Here is a 13,295-nt window from a genome sequence, read left to right on the forward strand (position 1 = left end):
ATGTTCACTCCGTCCTCGCACGACGTGCGCCGCTTTTTCTGCGACGCCTATCGCAAGCAACGCAATGGCGAGATCCTGACGCCGATGGATGCCATCGCGGCCGACTGGATCGTGCAGCATCCCGAGTACCACGACCAGTTCGAAGATATCGAGGCGGCGATCGCGCGCGACTATTCGGTCGAAGGCGGCAAGCCCAATCCGTTTTTGCACCTGTCGATGCACCTGTCGATCGCCGAGCAGATTTCGATCGACCAGCCGCGCGGCATCCGCGCCGCGCACGACATGCTGGTGGCCAAACGGGGCGAGCACGATGCCCACCACGAAATCATGGAATGCCTGGGCGAGATGATCTGGGCCTCGCAGCGGGGTGGCGTGCCGCCCGATACCGAGGCGTATATCGAGTGCGTGCGGCGCCGCGCGTTTGCCTGATCAGGCGAGTTTGTCGTCCGCGACCCGGTAACGCGGGTCTTCCACCAGGTTCACCTCGATCATGTCCTGCGCCTTTTCCAGCAGCTCGCGGCAGTCGGGGCTCAGGTGGCGCAGGTGCAGGCGCTTGCCCAGCAGGCGGTAACGCTCGGCCAGCGCGTCGATCGCCTGAATCGCCGAATGGTCCACCACGCGCGCATGCAAAAAGTCGATCACGACATCCTGCGGATCTTCCTTCGGCGTGAAGATGCCTTGAAACGCACTCACTGACGCAAAGAACAGCGTGCCGTCGAGCGCGTACACCTTCCAGCCTTGATTATCGACCGCGACCGCCGCCTTCACCTGGCGTGCATGCTGCCACGCGAACACCAGCGCCGAGACGATCACGCCGGTCAGCACCGCCACCGCGAGGTCGACCAGCAGCGTGATCGCCGCCACCAGCACGACCACGAACAGATCCGCACGCGGCACGCGCCCGGCCAGGCGGAACGTGCCCCATTCGAAGGTCTTTTCACAGACGACGAACATCACGCCGATCAGCGCCGCCAGTGGAATCGCCTCGATCCAGCTGGAGCCGAACAGGATGAAGCACAGCAGGATCACCGCCGCCGCGATGCCCGACAGGCGCCCGGTCGCGCCGCTGTTCACGTTGATCATGCTCTGGCCGATCAGCGCGCAGCCGCCCATGCCGCCAAACACGCCGCTGACCACGTTGGCCGCGCCCAGCGCCAGCGATTCGCGGTTCGGCTGGCCGCGCGTGTCGGTGATTTCGTCGATGAGCGTGAGCGTCAGGAGCGATTCGATCAGGCCCACACCCGCCATCACGAGCGCGTACGGGAAAACAATGCGCAGCGTGTCCCACGTCATTGGCACGTCGGGCAGCGCGAAGCTGGGCAAGCCGCCGGCGATGGAACCGAGGTCGCCCACGGTACGCGTCTCGACGCCCAGCAGCGCGCAACCGACGCTGGCCACCAGGATCCCCACCAGCGTGGACGGCACGGCTTTGGTGATGCGCGGCGTCAGGTAAATCACCGCCATCGTGATGGCGATGATGACACCCATCGTGACCAGCTGCGGGGCAGGCATCCATTGCGGCGTGCCGTCAGGGCCCGCCACCTTGAAGTGCCCGAACTGGGCGAGAAAGATCACCAGCGCCAGCCCGTTGACGAAGCCGAGCATGACCGGATGCGGCACCATGCGGATGAATTTGCCGAGCCGCGCAGCGGCAAACAGCAGTTGCAGCACGCCCATGAGCACGACGGCCGCCAGCAGGTACTGCGCGCCATGCTGCACCACCAGCGCGATCATGACGACGGCCAGCGAGCCGGCGGCGGCCGAGATCATCCCGGGCCGCCCGCCGAACGCGGACGTGATGAAGGCGACCAGCACGGCCGCGTACAGGCCGGTGAGCGGCGACAGGTGGGCAACCAGGGCGAAGGCGATCGCCTCGGGCACGAGGGCCAGGGCGACCGTCAGGCCGCTGAGCAGGTTGGTTTTGAGATAAGCGGGCGAAAGGGAAGACACGAAGAGCTCCGGCGGGTGACGCGGCAAGGGGCTGGCATGTTACCAGCAAGCGCCTTGCGCGTCTGGCACCGGGCTTATTTTTTGGTCACCAGCTGGCCCGGCAAACTGCCCAGGTACGCGCCCAGATCGGCCATGTCGCGGTTCGACAGCGGTTGCACCAGCGCCGACATGATCGGGTTCACGCGCCCGTTCGGGCCGGCCCCGCGCTTGTAGGCGCGCAGCGCCGTCGTCAGGTAGTCGGCGTGCTGGCCGGCCAGTTTGGGGTAGCTCGGGTCGATCGGCTTGTTGAAGTCGGCCCCGTGGCACGAGGCGCAGTTGTGCGTCTTGGCCAGCGCAGCGCCGCGCGCAATGTCGGCGGCCGATGCGCTCGCGCCCAGCGCGCCCAGCACCATTGAAAAGACAATCCGTTGCATGGCGTGGTTCATCGCGTGGCCACCGTCTGTTGGGAGTAATAGGCCGCCACATCGGCAATGTCCTGGTCCGTCAGCGACTTGGCGATATTGACCATCGACGGATGTTTGCGGTCGCCCTTGCGGTAAGCCTTGAGGGCGGATTCGAGGTACCTGGCCGACTGGCCGCCGATCATCGGCACCCGGTAGACTTCGGGAAAGGCCGTCTTGTAGCCGCCCTGGATGCCGTGGCAGCCGATGCACATCTCGACCTTGGCGACGGCCGCCTTGGGATTGCCGACGACTTCCGCGGCCGTGGCGACGGCGCTGCCGGCGGTACAGGCGCATGCTGCCAGTACCAGTGGTGCCAAACTTGTTTTCATGGGCGTCTCTTAGTTGTAATTCGAAAACCGCAACCGCATAAAAAGTTAGCAAAGGTCTACCAACGGGCCGATTCTATCTGAAGACTTGACACCAGTCTACAAACCGGACGGCAGCGGCGCGCCCAGGGTTATGGCGTATACTTCCTGCCACCGACCGACTCGACAAAGCACCCGCCATGCATGCTGCTCCCCGCTTCGAAGGCAGCGACAAATACGTCGCCACCGCCGACCTGAAACTGGCCGTCAACGCGGCCCTGACGCTGGGCCGCCCGCTCCTGATCAAGGGCGAGCCGGGCACCGGCAAGACCATGCTGGCCGAAGAAGTCGCGGCCAGCCTGGACATGCCGCTGCTGCAGTGGCACGTCAAATCGACCACCAAGGCCCAGCAGGGCCTGTACGAATACGACGCTGTCTCTCGCCTGCGCGACTCGCAACTGGGCGACGAGCGCGTGCGCGACATCCAGAACTACATCGTCAAGGGCGTGCTGTGGCAAGCCTTCACGGCGCCCGAACCCGTCGTGCTCCTGATCGACGAAGTCGACAAGGCCGACATCGAATTTCCGAACGACCTGCTGCGCGAACTCGATCGCATGGAGTTCTACGTGTATGAAACGCGCGAGATGGTGGTGGCCACCCACCGCCCGCTCGTGATCATCACGTCCAACAACGAGAAGGAACTGCCGGACGCCTTCCTGCGCCGCTGTTTCTTCCACTACATCCAGTTCCCGGACCGCGAGACGATGGCCGACATCGTCGGCGTGCACTTCCCGAACCTGCGCCAGGACCTGCTGGCTGCGGCGCTGCAAAGCTTCTATGCCATGCGCGACGTCCCCGGCATCAAGAAGAAGCCGTCGACGTCGGAATTTCTCGACTGGCTCAAGCTGCTGCTGGCCGAGGACGTGCCGGCCGAGGCCCTGCGCGCGAGCGCCGAAGGCAAGGTGGGCATCCCGCCGCTGCACGGCGCCCTGCTCAAGAACGAGCAGGACGTCGGCCTGTTCGAGCGCCTGATGTTCATGGCGCGGAACAACCGGTGATGGCGGCGCCAGCCCCCGCAATGCGATGCTGATCGATTTTTTCCGCGCCCTGCGCGAGGCCCGCATCCCGGTCTCGATCCGCGAATTTTTGACGCTGCTCGACGCGCTGCAGCGCGGCGTGATCGACCCGTCGCTGGACGACTTCTACTACCTCGCGCGCCTGACGCTGGTGAAGGACGAAGCCCACTTCGACAAGTTCGATCGCGTCTTCGGCGCCTGGTTCCGCGGCATCGATGCGGTGTTCGACGCGAAGGCCGAGATTCCACTCGACTGGCTGATCAAGCGCTTCGAGCGCGAACTCACGCCGGAGCAGAAAGCGCAGCTCGAAAAATTCGGCTACGACAAGCTGCAACAGCGCCTGCAGGAACTGCTGAAAGAGCAGAAGGAACGCCACGCGGGCGGCAGCAAGTGGATCGGCACCGGCGGCACGTCGCCGTTCGGGCATGGCGGCACCAACCCCGAAGGGGTCCGCATCGGCGGGGAGAGCCAGGAAGGCAAGCGCACCGCTGTGAAAGTGTGGGACCAGCGCACCTACCGCGACTACGACGGCGAGCGCGAACTGGGCACGCGCAACCTGAAGGTGGCGCTGCGCCGCCTGCGCCGCTTCGCGCGCCAGGGCGCAGCAGACGAACTGGCGCTGGACGACACGATCCGCGCCACCGCCAGCAACGCCGGCTGGCTCGACATCCGCATGCGGCCCGAACGCAAGAACCGGATCAAGGTCGTGATGCTGTTCGACGTCGGCGGCTCGATGGACGACCATATCGAACGCACCGAAAAACTGTTCTCGGCCGCCAGCAGCGAATTCAAGAACATGGAGTTCTACTACTTTCACAACTGCGTCTACGACTACCTGTGGAAGAATAACGCACGCCGCCACAGCGAACGCTTTGCCACCTGGGACGTGCTGCGTAAATATCCGGCCGATACGCGCGTGCTGTTCGTCGGTGACGCAACCATGAGTCCCTACGAAGTCATGGCGCCGGGTGGTTCGGTCGAATACAACAACGACGAAGCCGGCGCGGTCTGGCTGGCGCGCTTCATGACGGCGTTTCCGAAGTGCGCCTGGCTCAATCCCGAGCCCGAGCACCTGTGGCAGTACCGCCAATCGATCGCGCTGATTCGCCAGGTGATGAGCAACCGGATGTTCCCGATCACGCTGGAGGGCCTCGAACGGGCCATGCGCTTGTTAAGCAAGTAGTGTTAGCACGGACACGGACGCGGACTGCCGGGCGCACTAGAATCGCGCAACGATAAGAAGAAGGAGACCGCATGCCTGACCTGTTGTCCGTATTGACAAGCCTTGCCTGGCCCCTGGCGATTGCGCTGGCGTGGCTGGCCGGTGAATTTGGCCAGCGCTGGACCGGCCTGCCCCGCATCAGCTTCTACGGCCTGGTCGGCTTCGCGCTGGGCAGCTCGCAGATCGGCGTGCTGCCCGCAGCCGATCTGGGCCCGGTCGCGCTGCTGGCCAATATCGCCTTCGGCCTGGTCCTGTTCGAACTGGGTAACCGCATCAACCTGCGCTGGCTCGTCAACAATCCGTGGATCGGCGTGGCCGGCCTGGTCGAGTCCAGCCTGACGTTCGTGCTCGTCTACCTCGTCGCCATCGCGTTCGGCGCGGCCCAGATCACAGCGCTGCTGATGGCGGCACTGTCGATGGCCACCTCGCCCGCCACCGTCGTGCGGGTCATCAACGAACAGAAAAGCTCGGGCCAGATGACCGAGCGCGTGCTGCACCTGTCCGCGCAGAACTGCGTGCTGGCCGTGTTCGCGTTCAACGCCATCATCGGCGTCTGGCTGTTCCACACGCGGGACGCCGTCAGCGAGGCACTGTGGCAAAGCCTGGTCATGCTCGCTGCGTCGATCGTGGCCGGCGCCGTGTTCGGCGTGCTGGTGCCGGCGCTGCTGCGCGCGATCGGCAATGCGCAGCAGGATACGACCGTCGCATTCGCCCTGGCCGTGATCCTGCTCGTGTCGATGTGCGATGTCGGCGGCCTGTCGCCGGTCGTGGCGGCGCTGGCCTTCGGCCTGACCGTGCGCTCGCGCCGCGTGACCTTTACCCAGACCCAGCGCAATTTCGGCGCGCTGGGCGAAGTGCTCACCGTGCTGCTGTTCGTGTACGCCGCCTCGACCCTCGACTGGCGCCTGGTGGCGGCCGGCGGCGTGATGGCGGTGGTCGTCGTGCTGGTGCGGCTGCTGGCCAAGACCGCCGGCGTGGCTGCGTTCTCGCACCTGTCGGGCGTCACCTGGCGCAAGGGCGCGCTTACGGGCCTGGGCCTGGCGCCGCTGGCCGTGTTCGTGATCCTGATGCTCGAACATGCGCGCTATGCCGGCCTGAAAGTGGTCGACGACCTGCACGCGATGGCCGCGGTGGCGATGCTGCTCGAAGTGGTTGGCCCGATCATCATCCAGCGCGCCCTGATCTGGGCGCACGAAGCACCGGAGTCCCATCATGCCGCTTGACGCTTTTACTTCGTCCACGCCGCTCACCTTCGGGGTCGAGCTCGAACTGCAACTGGTCAACCTGTCGGACTTCAACCTGACGGCCGCCAGCCCCGACCTGATGCATCTGCTGGAGCGCAAGCCGTTCCCGGGCAACGTCACGCCCGAGATCACCGAGAGCATGATCGAGATTAATTCGAGCGTGCACACGGCATATGGCCCCTTGCTGGCCGAACTGACCGAGATCCGCGACACGCTCGTCGCGGCAAGCGACACGCTCAATATCGGCATCGCCGGCGGTGGCACGCACCCGTTTCAGCACTGGTCCGACCAGCGCATTTCGGCCAAGCCGCGCTACGAATACCTGTCGCAGCTGTACGGCTACCTGGCCAAGCAGTTCACGGTCTTCGGGCAGCACGTGCACATCGGCTGCGCCAATGGCGACGATGCGATGTACCTGCTGCACGCGCTAAACCGCTACCTGCCGCACTTCATCGCGCTGTCGGCGTCGTCGCCGTTCGTGCAGGGCCACGACAGCCTGTTCGAATCGGCACGCTTAAATTCCGTGTTCGCGTTTCCGATGAGCGGGCGTGCGCCCTTCACGCTCAGCTGGCAGGAGTTCACCGACGTGTACTTCGCCAAGATGGAACGGACGAACATCATCAAGAGCATGAAGGATTTTTACTGGGACCTGCGACCCAAGCCCGAATTCGGCACGATCGAACTGCGCGTGTGCGACACGCCGCTGACCGTGGAGCGGGCCGCGGCGCTCGCCGCCTACCTGCAGGCGCTGTGCCGCCATCTGCTCGAGCGCAAGGACGAGGCGCCTGCTGAAGATGACTACCTCGTCTACAACTACAACCGCTTCCAGGCTTGCCGCTTTGGTCTGGATGGCAGCATCACGCACCCGAAAACCTACGACAGCATCGTGATCCGCGACGATATCCTGGCCACGCTCGAACGGATGCTGCCACACGCCGAAGCGCTGGACAGCGTCGAGGCGCTGCAGCACCTGGCGGCGGCCGCGCGCGGCGGTAGCGATGCAGCAATCCTGCGTCGCCACGCCGAGCGCGAAGGCTCGGTCGAAGGGATGGTCAATGCGGCGATCGGGCACTTCCGGGGTGACCGCGTGGTGTGAGCTTTGCCAGTCAGCCGTGCACTTCCCGGCTGTCTGATGGCGCCTCGTCTCGCTGCTGCATCCCGTAATCGCGCACCACGTGCGCCACGCGCAAGCGGTAGTCGCGAAACACCCCGTCACGGCCCGCAGCCTGCGCCGCCTGGTGCGCTTCCAGCGTGCGCCAGCGCTGCACGGCAGCTTCATCGCGCCAGAATGACAACGACAGCAGGCGGCCGGGCTGCGTGAGCGATTCGAAGCGTTCCACCGACAGGAAGCCATCGATTGCCTCGAGCGCGGCGCGCAGCGCCTGCGCCGTGGCGAGGTATTCGCGCTGACGCAGCGGGTCGGGCTCGACTTCGAAGATGACCGCGATCATGCACGACTCCCGAGCGTGCTCTCCACCGCTTCAGTGAACGTACGCGTTTCACGCACGATGAAACGCCCCTCGCGCGCCAGCGCGAAATTGGCGCGCGCCTCGTCATCCGTCTTCAAGCGCGTGCGGTACGCTTCGTAGTCGGCCAGACTGGCAAAGCCCACCAGCCCCCAGGCCTCGTCGTTGGTCCCCTCATGAGGCAGGAAGTAGCCGATCAATGCGCCACCGAGTCGGGGAATGATGCGGCCCCAGTTGGCGGCATACTCACGAAACTGCTCGCGCTGAAACGGATCGATGCGATAGCGGATGAAACAGGTGATGATCATGGTGACTCCTCGGTTCTGGAGTGGTGACTTTAGCCCGCCGCCCTGGCCGGATGCTTCGGTTAAGATCGAAGCATGAGAGACGGTCCCAATATCACTACCATCGCCGCACTGATCGGCGACCAGGCGCGCGCGCAGGCCCTGACCTTGCTGATGGCCGGCCGGGCGCTCACCGCCACCGAGCTGGCCGATGCTGCAGGCGTCACGCGCCAGACGATCAGCACCCATCTGGCCAGGCTGGTCGATGCCGGGCTGCTGGCCGTGCAGGCGCAGGGGCGACACCGGTATTTCAGCATCGCCGATGCGGACGTGGCGGCGCTGCTCGAAACGCTGATGGGCATGGCCTTCGGCGCCGGCACGCTGCCGCTGCACCTGAAGCTGGGCCCGTCCGCGCCGGCCCTGCGCAAGGCGCGCGTCTGCTATGACCACCTGGCCGGCGAGCTTGGCGTGGTGTTGCATGACCGGCTGGCTGCGCAAGGCGCGTTCGGCTTCGGCGCCGACGGCATGGTGCTCACGACCGCAGGCGCGTCACTGATCGGCCAGCTGGGCATCGACATCCCTGCGCTGGCCCGCTCGCGGCGCCCCGTGTGCCGCACCTGCCTGGACTGGAGCGAGCGGCGTCACCATCTGGCCGGTGCACTGGGCGGCGCCCTGCTTGACCGGTTCGAACAACTCGGCTGGGCGCGCCGCGTGGCGGGTTCACGCGTCATGGCCTTCGATGCGCAGGGCGAGGCCGCCCTGCGTGGCTGGCTCGATCAGGTCAGCCCGCCACCGGCACGCCCTTGCCGACCCAGCCCGTCTTCATGAAGCGCGCCAGCAGCGGCTGTTTGGCAGGCCCTGGTGCCGGCAGCCTGGCGTCGACCACGTTCGCCCATTGGTCGGCCAACTGCTCGCAGGTAGCGCGCAGCACCGGGTCGATCGTCGGCAGGCGCGCCAGCGCGCACAGGTGGCGCTCGATGACGGACGCCAGCTTGACGCACGGCGGCTCGCCGTCGCCTTTCGCGCTGTAATGCGACATCAGGTGCAGGAGCGAGGCAACCAGGAGCGTGTCCTGGTTGCGCGGCTCGGCTGCTGTGGATGGCGTGGTAGGTGTAGGGGAAATCGTCATGCGAAACGCTCCATGGACCAGAATAAGACAATGAGATGAGAATGATTCTCATTCATTATTCCCGTCTCACACGGCGAAAGCAAGCGATTTTGTACTAGAGCCGCGTCTCGCGCGCCGCACGCAAAAATTCATCGAGCACCGGTGTGCAGTCGAGCAGATCCACACCACCCGCGCGGTGGAACTCGGGGTGCCACTGCAAGCCCATGACGAAGTTGGCGCGCTGGTAGCGGATCGCCTCGATGATGCCGTCCGGTTCGGACATGGCTTCGATACGAACATCGCGCCCCAGATCCTTGACGGCCTGGTGGTGAATCGAGTTCACCATCGCCTGCTGGATATTGGGGAACATGCGCCCCAGGGACGAGCCCTTGGGAAACACGATCGCGTGGCGATGGGCGTCGTACAGGTCGTGCACGTGCGGCAGCGCGTCGGGGCGGTCGGTGGCGACGTCCTGGTGCAGCGTGCCGCCAAAGGCGACATTGATCAGCTGGCAGCCACGGCACACGCCCAGCACCGGCTTGCCGGCATCGACGAATTCGTGCAGCAGTTCGAGCTCGTACACGTCGCGCGCACGGTCGCCGCTCCATTCGGGACGTGTGGGGGTTTCGGAATAGGTTTGCGGCGCGACGTCGGCCCCGCCCTGCAGCACCAGGCCATCCAGATGACGCGCATAGTGGCGCAGCGTGATGTTGCTGGGGTGGAGCAAGCCGTTGGTATTGACCGTCGGGATCATGAACACCAGCACGTCGCGCGACATCACCCACTGGGCGATGGATTCCTCGAGATACTGCAGGTTCTTGCTCAGCAGACCCTTGGCGCCCGCTTCGGGATGGAAGATGCGGGCCGAGACGCCGATGTGCAGCGTGCGCTGCATGATGTCGCGACTGAAGCGTTCACGCAGCGAGCGAAAGCGCGACGTGATGACCCGGCCGGCCAGGGCCACCGGGTTGTCGCCATCGCGCAGGTAGCGCGCCGGTCCGCGCGCGTGCTGGCCGCCGCTGGCGCGCCGGTCGGGCACGCGCACGCGTGTCTCGCGACGTTCATCGATATCCGCCTCTGGCGAGGGGTCGTCTGGCTTGCGCTTGATGGGTTCGTCTTCAGTCATGTCATTAATATAACTTCGGCAATGCTGCGCACGATTCAAAGTTGTTACAAAAGGTCGCCATATGCTCAGACCGGCACGTCGAGCAGCTTCTGGAAGGTCAGCATCAGGTGGCGCCCCGCCACAGGCGTCTCGAGCAGGCCGCGGGCGCCGGCCAGCCGGGCGCGGGCGCTATCGTAATGAAACGATGGCGTGACCATGAACACCACGGGCGTGCGCCCGGCGCCGGCCTGCGCCTTGATCGACGAGCACAGTGCATACGGTTCGATGCCCGGGGCCGCCGTGTTGATCAGCACCAGCGCCACCGGCGTTTCGTCGCACAGGCGCACGGCGGCGGCCTGGCTGTCGGTCCATTCGACGCCGATCCGGCGCGGCCCGAGCACCTGCGCCACCCGGTTGCGCAGGTTGCACGCCTGATCGACGATCAATACCGGGCCATCGACGGGCCCGTGGCGCAGTCGCGTGTAGAATGCGGGCGTTTCAAGATCCGGCCCCAGACGCGGACGGCGGCGGCGTTCGGCCAGCACGCGGCGCGCACGGGCGCCGTGCTGGGCCAGCGCATGCACGCGCGTGTCGAGCAGTTCGGCCAGTTGCCCATGCAGCGCCCGTTGGTCAAGCGGGCGGGTGACGGTTGGCCAACGGGTGTTGCCAGTGCCGCCGATGACCAGTGCCGGTTGCAGCGCATCGGGTGGCCGGCACGCCAGTTGCGCCAGCGCAAACGGGCTGTCACCGTTGGCAACCAGCAGATCCGGCTCTTGCAAACTATCGGCATGCAGGCAAGAATACGACGGCCCGGCGCCCGGCGCGTCTTCGAGCAGCGCCGCCAGCCGGGCGGTTTCAACCGGATCAAAGCCGATCGGACGCACGGTGAACAGACAATGGGATCGCTGCATCGGGCCCCACCCTTCTTGCATCGATTATGTATTTACAGCGTAATCTAGCACAAAGGTGCAAGGCGAAAAGCACGACATAAGCGCAAAATACTGTATATTTATACAGTTAAAAAGCATTTCCTTTTCCGCTCGACAAGATAGAATGCCAACGCATTCTACAAATACTCTTCAAGATGGCCTCCAAGAAACCCGCTCCAGACTACAGCGAATCATCCATCCGCGTCCTCAAGGGACTCGAACCTGTGAAACAGCGTCCGGGCATGTACACCCGCACGGAAAATCCGCTCCACATCATCCAGGAAGTGATCGACAATGCCTCCGACGAGGCGCTGGGTGGCTATTGCAAGAACATTAGCGTCACGATGAACCCGGACGGCTCGATCACGGTCGAAGACGACGGCCGCGGCATCCCGGTCGGCATCCACCCCGAAGAAGGCGTGTCCACGGTCGAGATCGTGTTCACACGCCTGCACGCCGGCGGCAAGTTCGACAAGGGCTCAGGCGGCGCGTATGCGTTCTCGGGCGGCCTGCACGGCGTCGGCGTCTCGGTCACCAATGCGCTGTCCAAGCGTCTCGAGATCGAAGTCTGGCGCAAGGACGATCAGGGCAACGGCCAGCACAAGCTGGTGTTCGCCGCCGGCGACGTGATCGAGCCGCTCACCTCCGCACCATTCGAGCGCGGCGGCAAGAAGAACGGTACGCGCGTCACGGCCTGGCCTGATGGCAAGTACTTCGATTCGCCGACCATCCCGATGAACGACCTGCAGCGCCTGCTGCGCTCGAAAGCCGTGCTGCTGCCGGGCGTGACGGTCACGCTCACGAACGCCAAGGGCGAAGTCCAGACCTGGCGCTACGACGAGGGCCTGCGCGGCTACCTGACCGAAGCGCTGGCGCAAAGCTCCACCGGCGAAACCCTGATCCCGCTGTTCGAAGGCGCGCAGTACGCCGCCGCCGGCGACGACAGTTTTGCCGAAGGCGAAGGTGCGGCCTGGGTCGTGGCCTGGACCGAAGAAGGCGGCGTGGTGCGTGAATCCTACGTCAACCTGATCCCCACCGTCAGCGGCGGCACCCACGAAGCGGGCCTGCGCGACGGCCTGTATGGCGCCGTCAAGAACTTCGTCGAGCTGCATGGCCTGCTGCCGAAAGGCGTCAAGCTGCTGCCCGAGGACGTATTCGCGCGCGTCTCGTTCGTGCTGTCGGCCAAGGTGCTGGACCCGCAGTTCCAGGGCCAGACGAAAGAACGCCTGAATTCGCGCGACGCGCTCAAGCTGGTCTCGACCTTCACCAGGCCGCCGCTCGAACTGTGGCTGAACCAGCACGTCGAATACGGCAAGAAGCTCGCTGAACTCGTGATCCGCCAGGCGCAGTCGCGTCTGCGCTCGCTGCAGAAAGTCGAAAAGAAAAAATCGTCGGGCGTGGCCGTGTTACCGGGCAAACTGACCGATTGCGAATCGAACGACATCACGCGCAACGAGCTGTTCCTGGTCGAGGGTGACTCGGCCGGCGGCTCGGCCAAGATGGGCCGCGACAAGGAATTCCAGGCCATCCTGCCGCTGCGCGGCAAGGTGCTCAACTCGTGGGAAACCGACCGCGACCGCCTGTTTGCCAACAATGAAATCCACGATATCTCGGTGGCGATCGGCGTCGATCCGCACAGCGCCGGCGACTCGCCCGACCTCACCGGTCTGCGCTACGGCAAGATCTGCATCCTGTCCGACGCCGACGTCGACGGCTCGCACATCCAGGTGCTGCTGCTCACTTTGTTCTTTAAACATTTCCCGGCACTGTTTGCGAACGGGAACATCTGCATCGCGCGCCCGCCGCTGTTCCGCGTCGACGTGCCGGCGCGCGGCAAGAAGCCGATCCAGAAGCTGTATGCGCTCGACTCGGGCGAGCTGCTGGCGATCGAAGACAAGCTGAAAAAAGAAGGCCTGAAGGAAGGCGTGTGGAGCATCTCGCGCTTCAAGGGCCTGGGCGAGATGAACGCCGAGCAGCTGTGGGAAACGACGATGAACCCGGACACGCGCCGCCTGCTGCCCGTGTTTTTGGGCGACTACGACCACGCCGAATCATCGGCACGCTTCAATATGCTGATGGGCAAAGGCGAAGCCGCCGCGCGCCGCGCCTGGATCGAAGAACACGGAAACGAGACCGAGGCCGATATCTAATACGCCGCACCGG

General features: G+C 65.0%; 15 protein-coding genes. 7 read left to right on the plus strand and 8 right to left on the minus strand.

Going from position 1 to position 13,295, the window contains the following annotated elements:
* Entirely contained in the window at positions 1–429 is a 429-nt protein-coding gene (locus tag AC56LY_RS16825; RefSeq protein WP_183556282.1) for a DUF1841 family protein, read from the plus strand.
* On the opposite strand, the gene AC56LY_RS16830 is transcribed toward AC56LY_RS16825, so the two are convergent.
* The 3 genes from AC56LY_RS16830 to AC56LY_RS16840 form a co-directional block, all read right to left on the minus strand.
* Positions 430–1,950, minus strand: coding sequence for a SulP family inorganic anion transporter (locus AC56LY_RS16830; RefSeq protein WP_499581358.1), 1,521 nt, complete (start codon positions 1,948–1,950; stop codon positions 430–432).
* A gap of 74 nt (positions 1,951–2,024) precedes the next feature.
* A complete protein-coding gene (locus AC56LY_RS16835) occupies positions 2,025–2,363 on the minus strand; it encodes a c-type cytochrome (RefSeq protein ID WP_499581360.1) in 339 nt (112 codons plus the stop codon).
* Positions 2,364–2,371: 8 nt separating this feature from the next.
* Positions 2,372–2,722, minus strand: coding sequence for a c-type cytochrome (locus AC56LY_RS16840; protein WP_499581362.1), 351 nt, complete (start codon positions 2,720–2,722; stop codon positions 2,372–2,374).
* A 176-nt stretch (positions 2,723–2,898) separates the two neighbouring features.
* Here AC56LY_RS16840 and AC56LY_RS16845 point away from each other — a divergent pair, with 176 nt between their 5' ends.
* From AC56LY_RS16845 to AC56LY_RS16860, 4 genes are all read left to right on the plus strand, one after another.
* On the plus strand, positions 2,899–3,756 hold the full coding sequence (locus AC56LY_RS16845; RefSeq protein WP_499503785.1) for an AAA family ATPase: 858 nt from the start codon (positions 2,899–2,901) through the stop codon (positions 3,754–3,756).
* A 25-nt stretch (positions 3,757–3,781) separates the two neighbouring features.
* On the plus strand, positions 3,782–4,957 hold the full coding sequence (locus tag AC56LY_RS16850; RefSeq protein WP_499581364.1) for a vWA domain-containing protein: 1,176 nt from the start codon (positions 3,782–3,784) through the stop codon (positions 4,955–4,957).
* Positions 4,958–5,028: 71 nt separating this feature from the next.
* A complete protein-coding gene (locus AC56LY_RS16855) occupies positions 5,029–6,219 on the plus strand; it encodes a cation:proton antiporter (RefSeq protein WP_499581366.1) in 1,191 nt (396 codons plus the stop codon).
* Positions 6,209–7,336 (plus strand): YbdK family carboxylate-amine ligase, encoded by a 1,128-nt coding sequence (locus tag AC56LY_RS16860; RefSeq protein WP_499581368.1) that lies wholly within the window; start codon positions 6,209–6,211, stop codon positions 7,334–7,336. Before AC56LY_RS16855 ends, AC56LY_RS16860 begins: the two co-directional genes overlap by 11 nt.
* A 10-nt stretch (positions 7,337–7,346) precedes the next feature.
* On the opposite strand, the gene AC56LY_RS16865 is transcribed toward AC56LY_RS16860, so the two are convergent.
* Entirely contained in the window at positions 7,347–7,691 is a 345-nt protein-coding gene (locus tag AC56LY_RS16865; protein WP_499581370.1) for an antibiotic biosynthesis monooxygenase family protein, read from the minus strand.
* Positions 7,688–8,014, minus strand: coding sequence for an NIPSNAP family protein (locus tag AC56LY_RS16870; RefSeq protein WP_499581372.1), 327 nt, complete (start codon positions 8,012–8,014; stop codon positions 7,688–7,690). Before AC56LY_RS16870 ends, AC56LY_RS16865 begins: the two co-directional genes overlap by 4 nt.
* A gap of 72 nt (positions 8,015–8,086) precedes the next feature.
* On the opposite strand from AC56LY_RS16870, the gene AC56LY_RS16875 reads away from it, so the two are divergent.
* Entirely contained in the window at positions 8,087–8,818 is a 732-nt protein-coding gene (locus AC56LY_RS16875) for an ArsR/SmtB family transcription factor (RefSeq protein ID WP_499581374.1), read from the plus strand.
* Here the strand turns inward: AC56LY_RS16875 and AC56LY_RS16880 are convergent.
* From AC56LY_RS16880 to AC56LY_RS16890, 3 genes are all read right to left on the minus strand, one after another.
* Complete coding sequence (locus AC56LY_RS16880) at positions 8,772–9,119, minus strand: hypothetical protein (protein ID WP_499581376.1); 348 nt, start codon at positions 9,117–9,119, stop codon at positions 8,772–8,774. The genes AC56LY_RS16875 and AC56LY_RS16880 overlap by 47 nt on opposite strands.
* Positions 9,120–9,213: 94 nt before the next feature.
* The gene (locus AC56LY_RS16885; RefSeq protein WP_499581378.1) at positions 9,214–10,224 is read right to left on the minus strand and encodes a gamma-glutamyl-gamma-aminobutyrate hydrolase family protein; all 1,011 of its coding nucleotides are present in this window, start codon (positions 10,222–10,224) and stop codon (positions 9,214–9,216) included.
* Between the two features lie 65 nt (positions 10,225–10,289).
* Entirely contained in the window at positions 10,290–11,114 is an 825-nt protein-coding gene (locus AC56LY_RS16890; RefSeq protein ID WP_499581382.1) for a response regulator, read from the minus strand.
* Between the two features lie 173 nt (positions 11,115–11,287).
* On the opposite strand from AC56LY_RS16890, the gene AC56LY_RS16895 reads away from it, so the two are divergent.
* Entirely contained in the window at positions 11,288–13,282 is a 1,995-nt protein-coding gene (locus tag AC56LY_RS16895) for a DNA topoisomerase IV subunit B (protein WP_258835692.1), read from the plus strand.
* Positions 13,283–13,295: the final 13 nt, after the last annotated feature.

Source organism: Telluria sp. ZT3P25 (assembly GCF_059685895.1).